This window comes from Streptomyces sp. LMG1-1-1.1 (genome assembly GCF_040815545.1).
GTDB lineage: Bacteria > Actinomycetota > Actinomycetes > Streptomycetales > Streptomycetaceae > Streptomyces.
Genome location: NZ_JBFPNH010000028.1, coordinates 16,193 through 33,865 on the forward strand (window position 1 = coordinate 16,193; position 17,673 = coordinate 33,865).

Sequence of the window (17,673 nt, forward strand, 5' to 3'; positions counted from 1 at the left end):
GAGGCACGAGCCATGGCAGTCCAGGAACCGGAACCCGTCATCGCCGTCCGCGGGGCCACGGCCGCCCTCGGCGGCCGGCCCGTCCTCCGGGGCGTCGACCTCACCGTCCACCGCGGCGAGGTCGTCGCGCTGCTCGGCGCCAACGGCTCCGGCAAGTCCACCGCCGTCCGCGCCGTCATCGGCCAGGTGCCGCTGACCGGCGGCACCATCGAGCTGTTCGGCACGGAGCGGAAGCGGTTCCGCGACTGGGCCCGCATCGGCTACGTGCCCCAGCGCACCACCGCCGCCAGCGGCGTCCCCGCCACCATCCGCGAGGTCGTCTCCTCGGGCCGGCTGTCCCGCCGCGGGTTCGGCTGGACCACCCGGGCCGACAAGGCGGCCGTCGAGCGGGCCATCGACCTCGTCGGTCTCGCCGACCGCGCGAAGGACTCCGTCTCCGCGCTCTCCGGCGGCCAGCACCAGCGCGTCCTGATCGCCCGCGCGCTCGCCTCCGAGCCCGAACTGCTGATCATGGACGAGCCGATGGCCGGCGTGGACCTCGCCAGCCAGGAGATCCTGGCCGCGACCCTGCGCGAGCAGGTCGCCGGCGGCACCTCCGTCCTGCTCGTCCTGCACGAGCTGGGCCCCCTGGAGCCGCTGATCGACCGGGCCGTCGTCCTGCGCGACGGCTGCGTCGTCCACGACGGCCCGCCGCCCGAGGCCCTCGGCCAGCACGCGCTGCCGGGCCACGACCACGTACATCCGCACGCGGCCGGCGAGCCGCTCCGCACGGGACTGCTGACCTGATCATGGACTTCCTCGAACCTGCCTTCATGCAGCGGGCGCTGCTCGCGGCCGTCCTCGTCGGCATCACGGCCCCCGCCGTCGGCATCTACCTCGTCCAGCGCCGCCAGGCCCTGATGGGCGACGGCATCGGCCACGTCGCCATGACCGGTGTCGGCCTCGGCTTCCTGCTGAACTCCAGCCCGGTCTGGATGGCGACCCTGGTCGCCGTCGCCGGCTCGGTCGCCATGGAGCTGATCCGGGCGTACGGGAAGACCCGCGGCGACCTCGCGCTCGCGCTGCTCTTCTACGGCGGCATGGCCGGCGGCGTCCTGCTGATCAACCTGTCGCCGACCGGCTCCAACGCCAACCTCAGCTCGTACCTCTTCGGCTCGCTCTCCACCGTCTCCACCTCGGACGTGACGGCGATCAGCGTCCTCGCCGCGTTCGTGGTCCTCGTCACGGTCGGCCTGCGCAAGCAGCTCTTCGCGGTCAGCCAGGACGAGGAGTTCGCCCGGGTCACCGGCCTGCCGGTGCGCGCCCTGAACCTCCTCATCGCGGTCACGGCCGCGGTCACCGTGACGGTCGCCATGCGGGTCGTCGGCCTGCTCCTGGTGAGCGCGCTGATGGTGGTGCCGGTCGCGGCCGCCCAGCAGCTGTCGAAGTCGTTCCGCGCGACCTTCGTCCTCGCGGTGGCTACCGGCGTCACGGTCACCCTGGCGGGCACGGTCACCTCGTACTACCAGGACGTGCCGCCCGGCGCGACGATCGTCCTGTACGCGATCGGCGTCTTCATCGCCCTGACCCTGCTCGCCGCCCCGCTCGCGAAGCGGCGGGCGCGCGCGGCGGAGCAGGCCACGAAGGACTGCGACGCGCCCCTTCCGGCGAGCCGCCGGCCGAGCGACGACGTGAAGGTCTGATCCCTGTTCGATCTCACGAGCACGGGGGACTGGCAGAATGGCGGGGGCGAACACACTTCAAGGAGGCCCCCGTGGTGACGGCAGGACCCCCCGTACGCGGCCGCTCGACCAAGCAGCGGGCCGCCGTGTCGGCGGCGCTGAACGAGGTGGACGAGTTCCGCAGCGCCCAGGAGCTGCACGACATGCTCAAGCACCGCGGCGACTCCGTCGGCCTCACCACCGTCTACCGCACGCTGCAGTCCCTCGCGGACGCGGGCGAGGTCGACGCGCTGCGCACCAGCGACGGCGAGACCGTCTACCGCCGCTGCTCGACCGGCGACCACCACCACCACCTCGTCTGCCGCGTCTGCGGCAAGGCCGTCGAGGTGGAAGGCCCCATGGTGGAGCAGTGGGCCGAGACCATCGCCTCGGAGCACGGCTTCGTCAACGTCGCCCACACCGTCGAGATCTTCGGCACCTGCGCGGAGTGCGCCGGCAAGTGACCTGACATACGAAGGGCCCGTACCGCATCGATTCGGTACGGGCCCTTCGCCTTGCGGTGCTCCGTCAGGCCTTGTCGAGGACGGCGAGGTCCGCCGGGTCGACGCCGCCGAAGCGGCGGTCGCGCTGGGCGTACTCGACGCAGGCGCGCCAGAGGTCGCGGCGGTCGAAGTCGGGCCACAGGACGTCCTGGAAGACCATCTCGGCGTAGGCGCTCTGCCAGATCAGGTAGTTGGAGGTGCGCTGCTCGCCGCTGGGCCGGAGGAAGAGGTCGACGTCCGGCATGTCCGGGTAGTAGAGGTACTTCTGGATGGTCTTCTCGGTGATCTTGGAGGGTTCGAGGCGGCCCGCCTTGACGTCCTCGGCCATCGCCTGCGCCGCGTCGGTGAGCTCCGCGCGGCCACCGTAGTTCATGCAGAAGTACAGCGTCAGCTTGGTGTTGTCCTTGGTCTGCTCCTGGGCGACCTGGAGCTCCTTGGCGACCGACTTCCACAGCTTGGGCATGCGGCCCACCCAGCGCACCCGGATGCCGAGCTCGTCGAGCTGGTCGCGGGTCTTGCGGATGAAGTCGCGGTTGAAGTTCATGAGGAAGCGCACCTCATCGGGCGAGCGCTTCCAGTTCTCGGTGGAGAAGGCGTACAGCGAGATCGCCCCGACGCCCATCTCGATCGCGCCCTGGAGCACGTCGAGCACCTGCTCCGCCCCGACCTTGTGGCCCTCGGTGCGGGGCAGCCCGCGCTCCTTGGCCCAGCGGCCGTTGCCGTCCATCACGATCGCCACGTGCTCCGGCACCAGCTCGGACTGCAGCTTCGGCGGACGCGCACCGGACGGGTGCGGCTCGGGGGTCCTGTATTCCCGGCGCTGGCGCCCGAGGATTCGTGCGATGGCCATGGCGATGGATCTCCTAAAGAACTGTTCCGTAGTTCACGCGTAGTCGATTTTCACACGGCGAAGGCCTCGCTCTTACTGGGCGGGCGATCGCCTCGCCTTCCTCGCCGATCCGGGCCGGTGGCACAAGGTCGATCTCGTACGGCGCCGCAAGGCGTCCGCGCCGGGCGGCTGGGTGTACGAGGCGCACCTGATGGTCCTCTGCCCCGGCTACTCTTCCTCCGCCGCACGGGGTGTGCGAGAGCGGGCGGCCGCCCTGGACCGGATCGGCGGGATCGACGGCAACGTCTCCCATCTCTCGATCGTCTCCCTGCCCGCAAGTCTTGATCCGTCCGACGGGGTCCCGGCTTCCATCGTGACCGGCTCTCCACCGACTACCGGGAAATGCGTACCCGGCAGGCCGAAGCCGCCGCCAGCAGCGCCGAGCGCCGCCGCCACCGCGCCCGCCAGGTGTCCCGCGAGATCATCTCCGTCCATGGCCCGGTGCTCGTGGTCGAGGACTGCGATATCCGCACCTGGTACCGGCTGTGGGGCAAGCGGCTCTCGCGGACCACCCCCGGCCTGCTCATCGCCGCCCTCGACCACGAGTGCCAGGCCGCGGGCGGGCGACTCGTACGCGGCGTCCACCTGGTCCACAGCCCTGTCCCAGCACTGTCTGTGCGGCGTACGCGTCACCAAGACCCTGCGCGACCGGGAACACCGGTGCACCGCCTGCGGCCTGGCCGGAAGGCGGGACCTCGTCTCCGCCGCCCTGGCCATGTTCGTCCGCTTCCACGACGTGGACGACCCCAAGACCTCGTACCTGGACACCACGATGTCCCGGCACGCACAGATCACCTTCGCCCAAGGGCTGGAAGAAGCCCTGCGGGAGTCAACCGCACCGAGCCGGACCACCGCACGCGGTGCCGACCACGCGGCAGTCCCACGGCAACGCCGTGGAACCTCTGCTCCCCGAACCGCCGGACAGCGGTCCCGAGCGACCCCGGATGAGCCACGTCTTCAGCGTGACCACGTCGGAAAGCCCGGGCACCGCCCCGGCCGCAACCCGCAGCTCACCCTCTGGTGAATGACGGATCAAGTCTTAGCTTTTCTCTACGTACCGCAGGGAGCGCAGGCCGCGCTCCAGATGCCAGTGCAGGTAGGCGGACACGAGTCCGCTGCCCTCCCTGACGTGACGCGGCTCGCACGCGTCCGCCGTCGCCCAGTCGCCGGTGAGGAGCGCGCTGAGCAGGCCGATGGCCTCCGAGGAGGGTACGACGCTTCCGGGGACCCGGCAGTCGCCGCATATGACCCCGCCCGAGGCGACCGAGAAGAACCGGTTCGGTCCGTGGATTCCGCATTTGGCGCAGTCCTCGAAGCTGGGCGCGTAGCCGTTCACCGCGAGGGAGCGGAGGAGGAAGGCGTCGAGGATCAGATGGGGGGCGTGCTCGCCCCTCGCGAGCGTCCGCAGGCCGCCCACGAGCAGCAGGTACTGCTGGACGGCGGGCTCGCCCTCGTGGTCGGTGAACCGCTCGGCGGTCTCCAGCATGGCCGTGCCCGCGGTGTAGCGCGCGTAGTCGGTGACGATGCCGCTGCCGTACGCGGCGATCGTCTCGCTCTGCGTGCAGAGCGGCAGTCCGCGTCCGATCAGCTCACTCCCCCGGGCGAAGAACTGCACGTCCACGTGCGAGAAGGGTTCGAGCCGCGCCCCGAACTTCGACTTCGTCCGGCGCACCCCGCGCGCGACCGCGCGTACGCGTCCGTGACCGCGTGTGAGGAGCGTGATGATGCGGTCCGCTTCACCCAGCTTCTGGGTGCGCAGCACGATGCCGTCGTCGCGGAACAGACTCATGCGCCCCATTCTCGCGTACGGCGCCGACAGCCGGGCCCACGGCGGGACGTTCCCCGGCGGGGAGACGCAGGTCACATGCGCCCGTGTCACAGGCGGCCGGGCCACCTCGTCTCAGGGGTTGTAGCCAGCGAGCGACACCCACCCGAAGGAGCACCCCATGGACGCGCGACTCGACCTCCTCGCCAGCCCCGTCGTCGGCAAGGCCCTCAAGCACCTCATGGCGGCGGGCAGGGCCGTCAAGGAGTCGACGATCCCGGCCGCCACCCAGGAGCTCGTCGCCCTCCGCGTCAGCCAGATCAACGGCTGCGCCGCCTGCATCGACATGCACACCAAGGAGGCCGCCCTCGCCGGCGAGACCCCGCTGCGGCTCAACCTGGTCGTGGCCTGGCGGGAGGCCACCGTCTTCACCGAGGCCGAGCGCGCCGCCCTCGAACTCGCCGAGGAGGGCACCCGGACCGCCGACGCGGCCGGCGGCGTCAGCGACGAGGTCTGGGAGCGCGCCGCCCTCCACTACGACGCGGAGGAGCTCATGGCCCTCGTCCTGCACATCGGCTTCATGAACATGGCGAACCGGATGAACGTCATCACCCGCCAGCCGGCCGGCGACTACGTGCCCGGACGGTTCCACTGACAACCACCGCCGGACACCATCCACCTGGATGATCACGAGGGCGTCCGCGCCGCGCGGACGCACGGAACGGGGAGAGGAAGTCGTCATGAGCAAGGTCGAGGAATTCGAGGAACTGCGCCCGCTGCTGTTCTCGATCGCCTACCGCATCCTGGGCAGCGTCGGCGAGGCCGAGGACGCCGTGCAGGAGACCTGGCTGCGCTTCGACGGCTCCTCCACCGTCCCCACCTCCACCAAGGCCTTCCTCTCCACCACGATCACCCGCCTCTCCATCGACGTCCTGCGCTCCGCGCGGGTCCGCCGCGAGGAGTACGTCGGCCCCTGGTTCCCCGAGCCCCTCCTCGACGACCCGTACCAGGACCCCGCCCGCTCGGTGGAACTCGCCGACTCCGTCTCCATGGCGGCGCTCCTCCTCCTCGAACGCCTCACCCCCCTGGAGCGGGCCGTCTTCCTCCTCCGCGAGGTCTTCGCCTTCGACTTCCCCGACATCGCCGCGTCCGTCGACCGCTCGGAAGCCGCCTGCCGCCAGCTGCTCGTCCGCGCCCGGCGCCACATGCACGACGGCCGGCCCCGCTTCGCCGCCGACCGGCAGGAGCGCCAGGAGCTGGCCACCCGCTTCTTCGACGCCCTCCAGAACGGCGACGTCGGCGGACTCCAGAACCTCCTCGCCGCCGACGTCCAACTGGTCGGCGACGGCGGCGGCAAGGCCCCCAACCTCGCCCGCACCATCCTCGGCGCGGACAACGTGGCCCGCCTCCTCGGCTCCGTCTTCCCCTCGCTCCTCGCGATCGACGTCACCTGCGAGCCGCACGAGATCAACGGCCAGCCCGGCGCGATCTACCGCGACCGTGACGGCAAGGTCCTCCAGGCCATCGCCCTCGACGTCCTCGACGGCCGGATCCAGACCATCCGCGCCGTCCTCAACCCCGACAAGCTCGACCACCTCGGCCCCGTCGCCGACGCCTGGGCCATCACCCGCGAGCTCCACCGGATCCGCCGCGGGACCGCCTGACCGCCTCGCGGGCCGGTGCCGACTCCCTCGCACCGGCCCGCGAGCGCCCTCAGGGCACCTCGCCCCTGCTCCGCGCGTTCGCGTGCGCCGTCGCCGCGCTCAACCGCTCCGACGACGTCGCCTCCCGCACCTCCTCCGGCTCCACGTCCCACTCCCGGCCGCCCCCCAGCGGACGCACCTGCACGTAGGGCCCTTCGTGCCCCATCACCCTCCCGACCCGTCCGGTACGGATCTCGACGACGTACGACCCGATGGGCAGCGTCACGTTCGACTCTCCTCCCTCGGCAGTACGGCGGCGGCAAGGAGCCGGGCCGTTTCCACCGTGCAGCATCCCAATTCCACGAGCGGCCTCGGCGGGTCGGCAGCGAGGGTGACGACGTCGAGCCCCAGCGACGGGAGCGTGATTCCCGCCCGCCCGAGCGCCTGACGCAATTCCGCCACCGCCTCCTGTGCGGCTCCGACTGTCCCCGTGGTCGTCTTCATGAAGTCTTCCTTCACCAACGTATGCCTTTCTGAATCCATTTCCCGCTTCGCCTCTCCAGGCTGACGAAGGATCCGTAGAATCGGCAGACTCGCAGGCCGTACAACTGCGGCGTAGGGTTGGGGAGTTAATCCATGGCCAGAGGCAAGCAGCAGGACACCTGGGAGTTCTTCGGCGAGCTCCTCAAGGAGCGCCGCGAGACGAAGGGGCTGTCACAGGGCGAACTGGGCAGACGCGTGTTCGTATCCGGGGCGTACATCGGCCTGTTCGAGCAGGGAATTCGAAAGCCACAGCTCGATGTGGCGGAGCGAATCGACGAGATCCTACAAACCGGCGGTATTTTCGAACGCACGGTACGGAAACTCATCGACACGTCGCCGTACGCCTCCTATTTCCACGCGGTGGCGGAGCTGGAGGCCGTGGCCACGAAGATCTGCGAGTTCGCGCCGACGGTGGTGCCGGGCCTGCTCCAAACGGCGGACTACACACGGGCGCTGACGGTCGCAACACATCCGTTCGCCACCGAGGAGTACGTCGACGAACAGATCACCGCACGGCTTGAACGGGCAGCGATCCTCAAGGACGCTACAAGGCCGGAGTACTGGGTCGTCCTACACGAGAACGCTGTACGAGCTCCCGTGGGCGGCCACGAGGTCATGGCCGAGCAACTTGAGCACATCATTGCGCTGATCCGAAGGCGGTCGGTACTGGTGACCGTAGTGCCTCGCACGATCGGCGCACACGCGCACATGACCGGCACGCTCAAGCTCATGGAGTTCGATGACCAACCGCCAACGGCCTATACAGAGACCGAGTTTTCGGGAACCCTCCTCGATGATCCGGCAGTGGTGAAGCAGGCCCAGCGCACCTACGATCTGCTCAGGGTCGCCACGCTGTCGCCGGAGGCGTCCCTCGCACTGACCGAGTCGGCGGCGGAGGACTTCAGACGATGCGCGCGTACGACCTGAGCAACGCCCACTGGTTCAAGAGCTCCTACAGCAATGCTTCGGGCGGCGACTGCGTCGAGGTCTCGTACGACTTCGTGGGCGCCGCGTGGCGCAAGAGTTCCTACAGTGACGGCGACGGCGGCAACTGCGTCGAGGTCCTCGACGACGTCCCCGGCGTCGTCCCCGTCCGTGACAGCAAGCTCACCGACGGCCCCGTCCTGATCGTCCCGGCCGCCGCCTGGTCCGCCTTCGTCGCCGACGTCGCGAGATGACGACCTCCCTGCCCACCCTCGTCCTGCGCGGCCGTGACGGCGCCGTACTCCGCTGCGAGGAAGGGGTCGTGACGCTTCGGCGTGCGGGCGAGGAGCTCCGCATACCCGTCGCGGCGATCGGGCGGGTTCGCGCCGAGGCGCGGACGGTCGGCATCGAGCTCACGGCGCCCGACGGCGCCGAGCCGACGACGTACGGCGTGGCGGACGTGAGCGAGGCGGCGGCGACCGCGTTCGCCGAGGCCGTGAACGGCGCGCTGCCCGAGCGGGAGGGGGAGGCGGTCGACGGTGCCGCGCTGGTGACGACCCGGGTCACCGCCGCCCCGGCCCCGGCCCGGGGGAAGGCGCTCGTGCTCGGGGCCGCCGTGCCGGTCGTCGCCCTGGACGTGTTCGTGGGGGTGGCGGGCCGGGGCGAGTACGCGGTGATGTTCGGACTCGCGGTCCTGGTCGGCGCGATGGGCGGGTTCCTGGTGCGGGTGGTGGGCCGGGGGCTGTACCGGATGTGGTGGTTGCCGAGGCACGGGATCACGGTGGTGGCGGAGCTGTCGCACCACACGAGCAGCACGAGGGTGTACCGCTACGTGGATCCGGCCGGGAACGGGCACACGTACACGGATCCGGTGGGCGGGGAGCGGATCGAGGTGGCGTACGACCCGCGCGACCCGGCGGTGGCCATCCGCCCGGAGGGGCTGTACGTGCGCTGCATGATGGCGCTGGTGACCGTCGTGGGCTGCGGTCTGGTGGGGGGCGGGCTCTACGGGGCCGGCCGGCTGGTCCTGGCGACGCTCACGGAGCGGTAGGGGAAGCAGGGGCGATGGCCCCGGCGACCACGGCCTCCAGCTGGCGGGTGACGCGGTCGAGGGGGGCGGTGGAGCGCTTGGCGCGGCACATGGCGACCGCGCCTTCGACGGAGGCGACGACGAGGGTGGCGACCTGGGCGGCGTGGTCGCGGTCGGCGCCGTGGGCGCGGAGGGAGGAGGCGAGGAGCTCTTCCCACTGGTCGAAGACCTCGGCGGCGGCGGTGAGGGCGGGCGGGATCTCGGCTTCCGGGGGTTCTTCGACGGCGACGGCGAGGACGGTGCAGCCGGCGTGGAAGTCGGCGCCGACGAGGATGTCGCGCCAGAGGGCGAGGAGGGCGCGGAGGCCGGCGACGGGGCCGGCGCCCAGGTCCTCGCGGAGGCGGCGGGCGACGACGTCGCCGGCGTAGCGGACGGCTTCGGTGGTGAGCTGCTGCTTGCCGCCGGGGAAGTAGTGGTAGGTGGAGCCGAGCGGCGCGGCGGCGTGCTTGGCGGTCTCGCGGATGCTGGTGGCGTTGAGGCCGCGGCGGCGGATCATGTCGGCGGCGGCGGCCACGATCCGTTCCCTTGCCTGGGGGCTGCTGTCGGTCACGCCGGGGCTCTCCTTCGACGCCGGCACCGCTGGTCGTGCCGGTCGCCACAGCGTAACGGGGGGTGTCGGCGGGGGCGGCCCTTCACATACGGAACGTGCTCAACGGCTTCACGGAGTGTCACCTCCACCCCTACGATCAAGCCATGTCGATCTTGCCGTCCGTACCTCCCCTCAGGGGCCCCCAGGGCACCGGCCTGCGCGTCGAGGGCCAGGCGCTGCTCCTGCGCCGGCCCCAGGAGGAGGTGCACATCCCGCTGAGGGCCGTCGGTCGCGTCCGCGCCGAGGGGCGGGCCGTCGCCATCGAACTGACGGCCGCGCCGGGGGCCGTGCCGGCCGTGCACCGGTTCGAGGACGTGGACGAGGCCGCCGCGGCGGCGTTCGCCGACGCGGTGAACGCGGCGCTGCCGGAGGAGCCCGAGGCGGTGGACGGCACCCCGTACCTCTCGGGGACCCGCCTGGGCGACCAGCACGCCACGCGGCTCTTCCGCAGGCTCAAGCAGATGGGGCTGTACGGCTCCCTCGTGATCGTCGCCCTGTCCGTGCTCGTGTGCGTCACCGGGCACGCGGTCGCCCTTCTCGCGATCATCCCGTCGGGCTTCTTCGGGCTGCTGTTCCTGGTGCTGGGCACGGGCGGCGGGTACCCGTCGTACGAGGAGTGGCAGCTGCGCAGGCACGGCGTCACGGTGGCCGCCGACCGGGTGCCCGGCCAGCCGGGCCAGTACGTCTACGTCGACCCCATGGGGCTGCACCGCACCGTGCGGAAGTTCGCCCCCACGTGGACCATCGACGTCGCCTACGATCCGCGGGACCCGGGGCGCGTGGTCGTGCTGCGGAGCAGGACCATGCGGTGGCTGGACATCACGCTGGCGGGGGCGGGTCTCCTCATCGGGTTCCTCGGTGCCGCCGGGGCGGTCACGGCCGCCGTCCTCGCCCTCCTCGGCGTCGACGGCTTGTGAGCGCACCCCCGCTCATTCACGCACTCGCTTATGGAAGCCATAAGTCCGCCTTATGGGCCCATAGACCGGGCCCGGGTACCACTCCGCGCGAGAGGTTATTTAGGGTGGCCTAAGTGTCGGCGGCTTCGCCGCCATGTCGCTTGCGAAGGGAATCCCGTCATGCCCCGCCCCCTCCGGGTCGCGATCGTCGGCGCCGGCCCCGCCGGAATCTACGCCGCCGATGCGCTGCTGAAGTCCGACGCCGCCGCCGAGCCGGGCGTGTCCATCGACCTCTTCGAGCGGATGCCCGCCCCCTTCGGCCTCATCCGCTACGGCGTCGCCCCCGACCACCCGCGCATCAAGGGCATCATCAACGCCCTCCACCAGGTGCTCGACAAGCCGCAGGTCCGCCTCTTCGGCAACGTCGACTACGGCACCGACATACACCTCGACGACCTGCGCGCCTTCTACGACGCCGTGATCTTCTCGACCGGCGCCATGGCCGACCGCGAGCTCCGCATCCCCGGCGTCGAGCTCGACGGCTCGTACGGCGCCGCCGACTTCGCGTCCTGGTACGACGGCCACCCGGACGTCCCGCGCACCTGGCCGCTCGAAGCCGAGAAGGTCGCCGTCCTCGGCGTCGGCAACGTGGCCCTCGACGTGGCCCGCATCCTCGCCAAGACCGGTGACGAGCTGCTGCCGACCGAGATCCCGGCGAACGTCTACGCCGACCTCAAGGCCAACAAGGCCGTGGAGATCCACGTCTTCGGCCGCCGCGGCCCGGCCCAGGCCAAGTTCAGCCCCATGGAGCTGCGCGAGCTGGACCACTCCCCCACCATCGAGGTCATCGTCAACCCCGAGGACATCGACTACGACGAGGGCTCGATCGCCGAGCGGCGCAAGAACAAGCAGACCGACATGGTCGCGAAGACCCTGGAGAACTGGGCGATCCGCGACATCGGCGACCGCCCGCACAAGCTCTTCCTGCACTTCTTCGAGTCGCCCGTCGAGATCCTCGGCGAGGACGGCAAGGTCGTGGGCCTGCGCACCGAGCGCACCGAGCTCGACGGCACCGGCAACGTCAAGGGCACCGGCACCACCACCGACTGGGACGTGTCCGCGGTCTACCGCGCCGTCGGCTACCTCTCCGACGAGCTGCCCAAGCTCCCCTGGGACACCGCCAGCGGCACCGTGCCCGACGAGGGCGGCCGGGTCATCGAGGAGACCGGCGAGCACATGGCCTCCACCTACTGCACCGGCTGGATCCGGCGCGGCCCCGTCGGCCTCATCGGCCACACCAAGGGCGACGCCAACGAGACCGTGGCCAACCTCCTGGACGACTTCGCCCACGGCCGTCTGCTCACGCCCGAGACCCCGGAGCAGGACGCCGTCGTGTCCTTCCTGGAGGGCAAGGGCATCACGTACACCACGTGGGAGGGCTGGTACGCCCTCGACGCCGCCGAGAAGGCGCTGGGCGAGCCCCAGGGCCGCGAGCGCGTGAAGATCGTCGAGCGCGAGGACATGCTGCGCGCGAGCGGCGCCATCCAGTAGTCGCCCTCCGGCCGTGACGCACCCGTGGTCGCGGCCCCCGGTCGCGAGGCCCTCGCCCCTTCCCGGTCCTACCCTGAAAGGACCGGGAAGGGGCGAGAGCCATGTCCGCACCCACGATCCGCACCCGTCGCACGGCGGAAGCCGACGACGCGGTCGAACGGGCCAGGGACGCCGCCGACCGCGAGTCCTGGGCGGAGGCGTACGCGCTGCTGCGCGCCCACGACCGGCACCCGTCCCGCGCGCTGACCGCCGACGACCTGTCCGTGCTCGCCGACGCCGCCTGGTGGTCGGGGCACATCGACGAGTCCGTCACCGCCCGGCTCCGCGCGCACGCCGCCTTCCTCGCCGCCGGCGACCACCGGGGCGCCGGGCTCGCCTCCTGGTGGCTGCACTACGAGTACGCCGGCCTCGGGCGGCCCGCCGCCGCCGCGGGCTGGCTCCACCGGGCCCGGCACCACCTCGAAGACCTGCCGCCGTGCCCCGAGCAGTGCTTCCTCGCCTGGACGGACGCCGAGGAGGCCGAGCAGCACGGCGACCGTGCCGCGGCCCTCGCCGCCACCCGCCGCATGACCCGCCTCGCCCTCCGCTCCGGCAGCCCCGACCTCCTCGCCCTGAGTCGGCAGGCCGAGGCCGCCGTCCTCCTCGCCGACGGCCGCCGCGCCCAGGCCCTCGCCCTCCTCGACGACGCCATGTGCGCCGTCTCGGCCGGCGAGCTCACCGGCATGTTCACCGGCTGGCTCTACTGCCTCGCCCTCACCCAGTGCATGGAGGCCGCCGACCTCGGCCGCGCCGTGGAGTGGACGAACGCGGCCATGGAATGGTGCGCGCCGCCCTGGTCCGGCCACCCACCGGCGGACCCGGCCCCCGGCCCGGCCCCCGGCCCGGCCCCGCCCGGAGCCTCAACGCCCCTCCCCCTGACCGTCCCCTCCGGCGAGAACCCGTTCCGGGGCGTGTGCCGGGCGCGCCGGGTCGAGGTCCTCGACCTGATCGGGGCGTGGGACCTGGCGGAGGACGAGGCGCGGCTGGCGTGCCGGGAGGTGCCGGTGGACTGCCTGGAGTCGGCGGCTGCCGCGTACTACGCCGCCGGGGACGTGCAGCGGCGGCAGGGGCGGCTCGACGCGGCGGCGGTGTCGTACGCGCACGCGCACGAGCTGGGCCGGATCCCGCAGCCGGGGCTCGCGCTACTGCGCCTGGCGCAGGGCCGGGCCGACGCGGCGGTGGCGGGTGTCGAGCTGGCGCTCGCCTGCCAGAGCGACCCGCGCCACGACCTCCTGGGCCGGGCCCGGCTGCTCGCCGCCCGTACGGAGGTGGCCCTCGCCGTGCGGGACGTGCCCGGCGCCGCCGAGGCGGCCACGGCCCTGGACGCGCTGGCCGGTGACGTACCGCTGCTGCGGGCGATGGCCGACACGGCGCGCGGCGCGGTCGCCCTGGCCGCCGGTGAGGCCGCGCTGCCGCCGCTGCGGCGGGCGCTCGCCGGGTGGCTGGAGCTGCGGGTGCCGTACGAGGCCGCGCAGGCGCGGATGCTGCTCGCGGCGGCCTGCCGGGCGGCCGGCGACGAGGAGGCGGCCGGGCTTGAGCTGGTGGCCGCGCGGGCCGTGTTCGAGCGGCTCGGGGCCGTGCCGGACGCCCGGCGGGCGGCGGCGCTGCTCTCCGGCGGGAAGCGGCGGCGGCTGCCGGGCGGGCTGACCGCCCGCGAGGCGGAGGTCCTGCGGCTCGTCGCCACCGGCGGCACCAACCGGGACATCGCCCAGGCCCTGGTGATCAGCGAGCACACGGTCTCCCGTCACCTGAACAACATCTTCGCCAAGCTCGGCGTCGGCTCCCGCGCGGCCGCCACCGCGTACGCGTACGCGCACGGCCTGCTCTGACGGCGCCGCCCGCGCCATGGGCCGTACGGCCCACACCCGGTCCCGGCGCCGATGGGCGGTTCGGGCGATGCCCGGCCGGGCCCCCCGGGGCTACACCGGAGACATGACCACCACGACCGCATCCCTGGACACGCTTCGCGGTGCCGTGCGCGGCACCGTCGTGACCCCCGGCGACCCGTCGTACGACGTCTCCCGCCGGGTCTACAACGCCCTGCACGACCGTCGGCCGGCCGTCGTCGTCCACGCCGTGGACGCCGGCGACGTGAGCGCGGCGGTCCTCCACGCCCGGGAGAACGGGCTCCCGCTCGCCGTGCGGGGCGGCTCCCACTCGGTCGCCGGCTTCGGCACCGTGGACGACGGCCTCGTGGTCGACCTGTCCCGCATGCGGGGGGTACGGGTCGACCCGGAGGCCCGGACGGCCCGGGCCGAGGGCGGCGCCACCTGGGGCGACTTCAACCACGCCACCCACGCCTTCGGGCTCGCCACCACCGGCGGGGTGGTCTCCACGACCGGCGTCGGCGGTCTGACGCTCGGCGGCGGCATGGGGCATCTGGCCCGCCGCTGCGGACTGAGCTGCGACAACCTGGTCGCCGCGGACGTCGTGACCGCCGAGGGGACGCTCGTGACCTGCGACGCCGAGCGGAACCCGGACCTGTTCTGGGCGCTGCGCGGCGGCGGCGGGAACTTCGGCGTCGTCACCTCGCTCGCGTTCCGGCTGCACCCGGTCGACGTGATCTTCGGCGGGATCACCTGCTACCCCCTGGACGGGGACGTGGCGCGCGCCTGGCAGGCGATGATCACGGCGGCGCCGGTGGAGCTGAACTCGATCCTCGTGATCGCGCTCGGCCCGGAGGAACCGTTCCTGCCCGAGCGCTGGCACGGCCGCCCGATCTGCGCCGCCTTCACCTGCTTCTCCGGCCCGGCGGCGGACGACGAGCGGGTCCTCGCCCTCCTGGACGGGATCGGCCCGGTCGTCGGCCGCTTCATGGACCGGATGCCGTACCCGGTGATCAACACCCTCTTCGACGAACAGCTGCCGCCGGGGCTCTACCACTACTGGAAGGGCAACTTCAGCCGCGAGCTCACCGAGGGCGCCATCGCGACCCACATGGCGTACGGCGAGACGATGCCGTCGCTGGAGTCGGACACGGCGCTCTTCCCGATCGACGGGGCCTGCCACGAGACGGGACCGCAGGACACCGCCTTCGCCTACCGGGACGCCGTCTTCTCGCACTCCTTCGGCGGCACCTGGACCGACCCGGCGGACTCGGAGCTCAACATCGCCTGGACCCGCGCCTACGACGAGGCGCTGCGCCCGCACACCCAGGAGGGCGGCTACGTGAACTTCATGGACACCGACGACCAGGACCGGGTGCGGGTCAACTACCGCCAGAACTACGACCGGCTGCGCACGGTGAAGCGCCGGTACGACCCCGGCAACGTGTTCCGGCTCAACCAGAACATCGCCCCGTAGACCGGGGCCTACGGCACCGTCCGCGCCGAGGCGAGGAGGCGGACGGTGTCGTCGGGCGCGAACGCGAGGGCGTTCCCGACGGTCCCGAGGACCTCCATCTCGGCCGGGCTGTACGCCCCGTCGGCGAGGGCGATCCGCGCCGCCTGGAGCAGGATCGACTCCCGACCCGAGGGCGCGAGGTGCGGGGTGAGCGGCTCCAGGGCCTCGTGGAGCTCGATCGCGAGGAGCGTGCCCTCGGGGTTCACCTCGGGCATGAAGCGCCCGGTGTCGGCCGCCAGGGCCTCGACGAGGTCGACGAGCTGGACGGCCGTGCACTCGGTGAAGCCGGCGGACCGGACCGCCGTGACGGCCCGGTCGAGGACCGCACGGGAGTCGGTGCCGCCGGCCGCGAGCACGGCCAGCGCGACGGTGTGCACGCCGTCCCTCAGCATCGCCGAGAAGCGGCTCGTCGTCGGGTGGTCGAGGACCTCCGTGCCGAAGTGCGTGTGACAGGCCGCGCACTCGACGACGGGGCCCGTACAGCCCCGGGGCAGGACCGGGACGCCCAGGACGGCGAACCTGCGGCGGCCGGTGCGCCGCCGGTAGTTCCGGTCGCCCCCGCACTCCTCGCAGAAGAACTCGCCGTCTCCGACGGTGTTCCAGGAGGTGCGGATTCCGCAGACGCCCACTTTCCCACCACGTGAATTCCGGGCAGACCGCACACGCACCTCCTCAACGGCCCGGCTGCACTGCCGGCGTTGGCGTGATGTTAGCCACATCCATGATGCGACGTCAGCACCCCGTAAGGAGTTCACCGTGGACTTGGCCGAGACACGTCACCCTGCGGAATCCGTCAGGAGGCGCGGCGACGACGCTTTGCGAAGGCCAGGAAGCCCCCGCCGACGACGACGGCGGCCGCTGCGGCACCGATGACGCCCGGGCCGATGGCCGATCCGGTCGTCGCGAGATCACCCTCCGGGGTGGCGGACGGCGCCGGCGCCGGGGGCGTGCCGGGGGCGGTGGTGTCCTCGCCCGGGGTGGCGGGCGCGGACGGGGACGCGGAGCCCCCGGGCGTCCCGGAGGCGCTCGGCGTCGCACCGCCCTCGCTGGGGGTCGGCTCGGGGGTGGCCGGCGGGGTGGGGACGGGGGTGTCGGTCGGCTTCGGCGTCTCGGGGGTGACGACCGGGCCCGGCGTCGGCTCGCCGGGCAGGCAGCCGGTGAAGTTCATCCGGTGGGTCTCGGCGCCGGGGACGGTGACGAGCTCCTCCGCGATGACGGAGCCGTTGACGTGGCCGGGGCCGACGTTCTTGCCGCCCATCTCGACCTTGGCGTTCGGCGCGAGGATCGCGCCCGGCCACGAGGTGTAGTTCTTCTTCACACTCTCGGCCTGCGGGAAGTTCCACAGCAGCCGGGAGCGGATCTGCCGGTACTCGTCGCGCGGCACGGCGTAGTCGTCGACGACGGGGGCGCCGCCGTCGAGGTTCTTGTAGTAGACGCCGTAGGTGGCGGAGGTGCTCATGTCGTACGAGGTGCCGAGCACGTTCACCAGGGTCGAGGAGCCGACCGGGACGTCCAGGGTGATCGCGCGGAACTTCTCCAGGTCGGCGGCGTTCACGGCGAAGACGTTCAGCTTCGGGTCGGTGCCGGTGAGGAAGACGCCGTCGCCGGAGGTGGCGACCGTGCCGTTGGGCTTCGTCGCGGCCCAGCCGGTGGACAGCGCGCGCAGCCCCGTGAACTCCTTGCCGAAGTCGACCGGCGAGGCGCCCTTCGCGTGCGGGCCGTCGACGGCGAAGCCGGCGCCCTTCACCGAGCGGTCGTCGAGCGATCCGTACACGCCGGAACCCTTGTCGATCACCACCTGGTTGGCGTGGAGGGTGCCGCCGACGACGAGGCTGTGGCCGCCCGGCAGCCTGGCCAGGTCGGCGCCGGTCAGCTTGTGGCCGACGGAGAAGCCCTGGCCGACCTTCGCGTCGCCGAAGAACGCGTCGCCGCCGACCGCGACCGCGCCCTCGGAGTCCGAGTGGCGGGTGGAGTCCTTCTCGACGAACTCGGCGTACAGGCCGGCCGTTCCGAGCGGGTTCGTCGCGCACTCCGTGGAGTTCGTGGCGGAAGCGGCGGGGGCCCAGGAGAGGGCGGCACCGGTCACCGCGATAACGGCGGCCACGGCAGCGGTCGTGCGCATACGAAACTCCAGGTCAGGGAGGTACGGAGGGGGCGCGTGGGGGGTGTGTCCGAAGGGACGAGCCGACCTTCCGCCAT

Annotated in this window: 20 protein-coding genes; 12 read left to right on the top strand and 8 right to left on the bottom strand. The window is 72.2% G+C overall.

What is annotated here, in order from left to right:
- The first annotated feature begins 12 nt into the window (after positions 1-12).
- The 3 genes from MRBLMG1_RS16420 to MRBLMG1_RS16430 all read left to right on the top strand — a co-directional run bounded on the left by MRBLMG1_RS16420 (position 13) and on the right by MRBLMG1_RS16430 (position 2,164).
- Positions 13-786 carry a metal ABC transporter ATP-binding protein gene (locus MRBLMG1_RS16420; RefSeq protein ID WP_367824755.1) on the top strand — a complete coding sequence of 258 codons (774 nt, stop codon included), beginning with the start codon at positions 13-15 and terminating at the stop codon, positions 784-786.
- Positions 787-788: 2 nt separating this feature from the next.
- The gene (locus MRBLMG1_RS16425; RefSeq protein ID WP_414721592.1) at positions 789-1,682 is read left to right on the top strand and encodes a metal ABC transporter permease; all 894 of its coding nucleotides are present in this window, start codon (positions 789-791) and stop codon (positions 1,680-1,682) included.
- Between the two features lie 71 nt (positions 1,683-1,753).
- On the top strand, positions 1,754-2,164 hold the full coding sequence (locus tag MRBLMG1_RS16430; protein WP_367824756.1) for a Fur family transcriptional regulator: 411 nt from the start codon (positions 1,754-1,756) through the stop codon (positions 2,162-2,164).
- Positions 2,165-2,228: 64 nt separating this feature from the next.
- On the opposite strand, the gene MRBLMG1_RS16435 is transcribed toward MRBLMG1_RS16430, so the two are convergent.
- From MRBLMG1_RS16435 to recO, 3 genes are all read right to left on the bottom strand, one after another.
- A complete protein-coding gene (locus tag MRBLMG1_RS16435) occupies positions 2,229-3,053 on the bottom strand; it encodes an isoprenyl transferase (protein WP_367824757.1) in 825 nt (274 codons plus the stop codon).
- 207 nt (positions 3,054-3,260) lie between these two features.
- Complete coding sequence (locus MRBLMG1_RS16440) at positions 3,261-3,686, bottom strand: hypothetical protein (RefSeq protein ID WP_367824758.1); 426 nt, start codon at positions 3,684-3,686, stop codon at positions 3,261-3,263.
- 445 nt (positions 3,687-4,131) lie between these two features.
- Positions 4,132-4,881 (bottom strand): DNA repair protein RecO, encoded by a 750-nt coding sequence (recO, locus tag MRBLMG1_RS16445; protein WP_367824759.1) that lies wholly within the window; start codon positions 4,879-4,881, stop codon positions 4,132-4,134.
- Between the two features lie 157 nt (positions 4,882-5,038).
- Here recO and MRBLMG1_RS16450 point away from each other — a divergent pair, with 157 nt between their 5' ends.
- The gene (locus MRBLMG1_RS16450) at positions 5,039-5,512 is read left to right on the top strand and encodes a carboxymuconolactone decarboxylase family protein (protein WP_367824760.1); all 474 of its coding nucleotides are present in this window, start codon (positions 5,039-5,041) and stop codon (positions 5,510-5,512) included.
- Positions 5,513-5,597: 85 nt separating this feature from the next.
- Positions 5,598-6,521 (top strand): RNA polymerase sigma-70 factor, encoded by a 924-nt coding sequence (locus tag MRBLMG1_RS16455; protein ID WP_367824761.1) that lies wholly within the window; start codon positions 5,598-5,600, stop codon positions 6,519-6,521.
- A gap of 49 nt (positions 6,522-6,570) precedes the next feature.
- Here MRBLMG1_RS16455 and MRBLMG1_RS16460 read toward each other — a convergent pair whose 3' ends face one another.
- Positions 6,571-6,786, bottom strand: coding sequence for a hypothetical protein (locus MRBLMG1_RS16460; protein WP_367824762.1), 216 nt, complete (start codon positions 6,784-6,786; stop codon positions 6,571-6,573).
- Positions 6,783-7,004, bottom strand: a complete 222-nt coding sequence (locus tag MRBLMG1_RS16465; RefSeq protein ID WP_367824763.1) for a hypothetical protein — start codon at positions 7,002-7,004, stop codon at positions 6,783-6,785. Before MRBLMG1_RS16465 ends, MRBLMG1_RS16460 begins: the two co-directional genes overlap by 4 nt.
- Before the next feature lie 132 nt (positions 7,005-7,136).
- On the opposite strand from MRBLMG1_RS16465, the gene MRBLMG1_RS16470 reads away from it, so the two are divergent.
- The 3 genes from MRBLMG1_RS16470 to MRBLMG1_RS16480 are packed head-to-tail and all read left to right on the top strand — an operon-like array spanning position 7,137 to position 9,018.
- Positions 7,137-7,970, top strand: coding sequence for a helix-turn-helix domain-containing protein (locus MRBLMG1_RS16470; RefSeq protein WP_367824764.1), 834 nt, complete (start codon positions 7,137-7,139; stop codon positions 7,968-7,970).
- Positions 7,952-8,221 (top strand): DUF397 domain-containing protein, encoded by a 270-nt coding sequence (locus MRBLMG1_RS16475; RefSeq protein ID WP_367824765.1) that lies wholly within the window; start codon positions 7,952-7,954, stop codon positions 8,219-8,221. Before MRBLMG1_RS16470 ends, MRBLMG1_RS16475 begins: the two co-directional genes overlap by 19 nt.
- The gene (locus MRBLMG1_RS16480) at positions 8,218-9,018 is read left to right on the top strand and encodes a hypothetical protein (RefSeq protein WP_367824766.1); all 801 of its coding nucleotides are present in this window, start codon (positions 8,218-8,220) and stop codon (positions 9,016-9,018) included. Before MRBLMG1_RS16475 ends, MRBLMG1_RS16480 begins: the two co-directional genes overlap by 4 nt.
- On the opposite strand, the gene MRBLMG1_RS16485 is transcribed toward MRBLMG1_RS16480, so the two are convergent.
- The gene (locus MRBLMG1_RS16485) at positions 9,005-9,607 is read right to left on the bottom strand and encodes a TetR/AcrR family transcriptional regulator (RefSeq protein WP_367824767.1); all 603 of its coding nucleotides are present in this window, start codon (positions 9,605-9,607) and stop codon (positions 9,005-9,007) included. The two genes, MRBLMG1_RS16480 and MRBLMG1_RS16485, sit on opposite strands and share 14 nt — an antisense overlap.
- Positions 9,608-9,750: 143 nt before the next feature.
- Here MRBLMG1_RS16485 and MRBLMG1_RS16490 point away from each other — a divergent pair, with 143 nt between their 5' ends.
- The 4 genes from MRBLMG1_RS16490 to MRBLMG1_RS16505 all read left to right on the top strand — a co-directional run bounded on the left by MRBLMG1_RS16490 (position 9,751) and on the right by MRBLMG1_RS16505 (position 15,435).
- Entirely contained in the window at positions 9,751-10,563 is an 813-nt protein-coding gene (locus tag MRBLMG1_RS16490) for a hypothetical protein (protein ID WP_367824768.1), read from the top strand.
- A 159-nt stretch (positions 10,564-10,722) separates the two neighbouring features.
- Positions 10,723-12,093 (top strand): FAD-dependent oxidoreductase, encoded by a 1,371-nt coding sequence (locus tag MRBLMG1_RS16495; RefSeq protein WP_367824769.1) that lies wholly within the window; start codon positions 10,723-10,725, stop codon positions 12,091-12,093.
- A gap of 101 nt (positions 12,094-12,194) precedes the next feature.
- The gene (locus tag MRBLMG1_RS16500; RefSeq protein ID WP_367824770.1) at positions 12,195-13,961 is read left to right on the top strand and encodes a LuxR C-terminal-related transcriptional regulator; all 1,767 of its coding nucleotides are present in this window, start codon (positions 12,195-12,197) and stop codon (positions 13,959-13,961) included.
- A gap of 103 nt (positions 13,962-14,064) precedes the next feature.
- Entirely contained in the window at positions 14,065-15,435 is a 1,371-nt protein-coding gene (locus tag MRBLMG1_RS16505; protein WP_367824771.1) for an FAD-binding oxidoreductase, read from the top strand.
- An 8-nt stretch (positions 15,436-15,443) separates the two neighbouring features.
- On the opposite strand, the gene MRBLMG1_RS16510 is transcribed toward MRBLMG1_RS16505, so the two are convergent.
- Together MRBLMG1_RS16510 and MRBLMG1_RS16515 are read right to left on the bottom strand one after the other, a co-directional pair.
- Positions 15,444-16,136 carry a TerB family tellurite resistance protein gene (locus MRBLMG1_RS16510; protein WP_367824772.1) on the bottom strand — a complete coding sequence of 231 codons (693 nt, stop codon included), beginning with the start codon at positions 16,134-16,136 and terminating at the stop codon, positions 15,444-15,446.
- 131 nt (positions 16,137-16,267) lie between these two features.
- Positions 16,268-17,596, bottom strand: a complete 1,329-nt coding sequence (locus MRBLMG1_RS16515; RefSeq protein ID WP_367824773.1) for a choice-of-anchor A family protein — start codon at positions 17,594-17,596, stop codon at positions 16,268-16,270.
- Positions 17,597-17,673 lie beyond the last annotated feature (77 nt).

What these genes read in the sequence shown, in the direction of transcription:
- MRBLMG1_RS16420 (WP_367824755.1), top strand. Translation starts at nt 13, where the DNA reads ATGGCAGTCCAGGAACCGGAACCCGTCATCGCCGTCCGCGGGGCCACG.
- MRBLMG1_RS16425 (WP_414721592.1), top strand. Translation starts at nt 789, where the DNA reads ATGGACTTCCTCGAACCTGCCTTCATGCAGCGGGCGCTGCTCGCGGCC.
- MRBLMG1_RS16435 (WP_367824757.1), bottom strand. Translation starts at nt 3,053, where the DNA reads ATGGCCATCGCACGAATCCTCGGGCGCCAGCGCCGGGAATACAGGACC.
- recO (WP_367824759.1), bottom strand. Translation starts at nt 4,881, where the DNA reads ATGAGTCTGTTCCGCGACGACGGCATCGTGCTGCGCACCCAGAAGCTG.
- MRBLMG1_RS16450 (WP_367824760.1), top strand. Translation starts at nt 5,039, where the DNA reads ATGGACGCGCGACTCGACCTCCTCGCCAGCCCCGTCGTCGGCAAGGCC.
- MRBLMG1_RS16455 (WP_367824761.1), top strand. Translation starts at nt 5,598, where the DNA reads ATGAGCAAGGTCGAGGAATTCGAGGAACTGCGCCCGCTGCTGTTCTCG.
- MRBLMG1_RS16465 (WP_367824763.1), bottom strand. Translation starts at nt 7,004, where the DNA reads ATGAAGACGACCACGGGGACAGTCGGAGCCGCACAGGAGGCGGTGGCG.
- MRBLMG1_RS16470 (WP_367824764.1), top strand. Translation starts at nt 7,137, where the DNA reads ATGGCCAGAGGCAAGCAGCAGGACACCTGGGAGTTCTTCGGCGAGCTC.
- MRBLMG1_RS16475 (WP_367824765.1), top strand. Translation starts at nt 7,952, where the DNA reads ATGCGCGCGTACGACCTGAGCAACGCCCACTGGTTCAAGAGCTCCTAC.
- MRBLMG1_RS16480 (WP_367824766.1), top strand. Translation starts at nt 8,218, where the DNA reads ATGACGACCTCCCTGCCCACCCTCGTCCTGCGCGGCCGTGACGGCGCC.
- MRBLMG1_RS16490 (WP_367824768.1), top strand. Translation starts at nt 9,751, where the DNA reads ATGTCGATCTTGCCGTCCGTACCTCCCCTCAGGGGCCCCCAGGGCACC.
- MRBLMG1_RS16495 (WP_367824769.1), top strand. Translation starts at nt 10,723, where the DNA reads ATGCCCCGCCCCCTCCGGGTCGCGATCGTCGGCGCCGGCCCCGCCGGA.
- MRBLMG1_RS16500 (WP_367824770.1), top strand. Translation starts at nt 12,195, where the DNA reads ATGTCCGCACCCACGATCCGCACCCGTCGCACGGCGGAAGCCGACGAC.
- MRBLMG1_RS16505 (WP_367824771.1), top strand. Translation starts at nt 14,065, where the DNA reads ATGACCACCACGACCGCATCCCTGGACACGCTTCGCGGTGCCGTGCGC.
- MRBLMG1_RS16515 (WP_367824773.1), bottom strand. Translation starts at nt 17,596, where the DNA reads ATGCGCACGACCGCTGCCGTGGCCGCCGTTATCGCGGTGACCGGTGCC.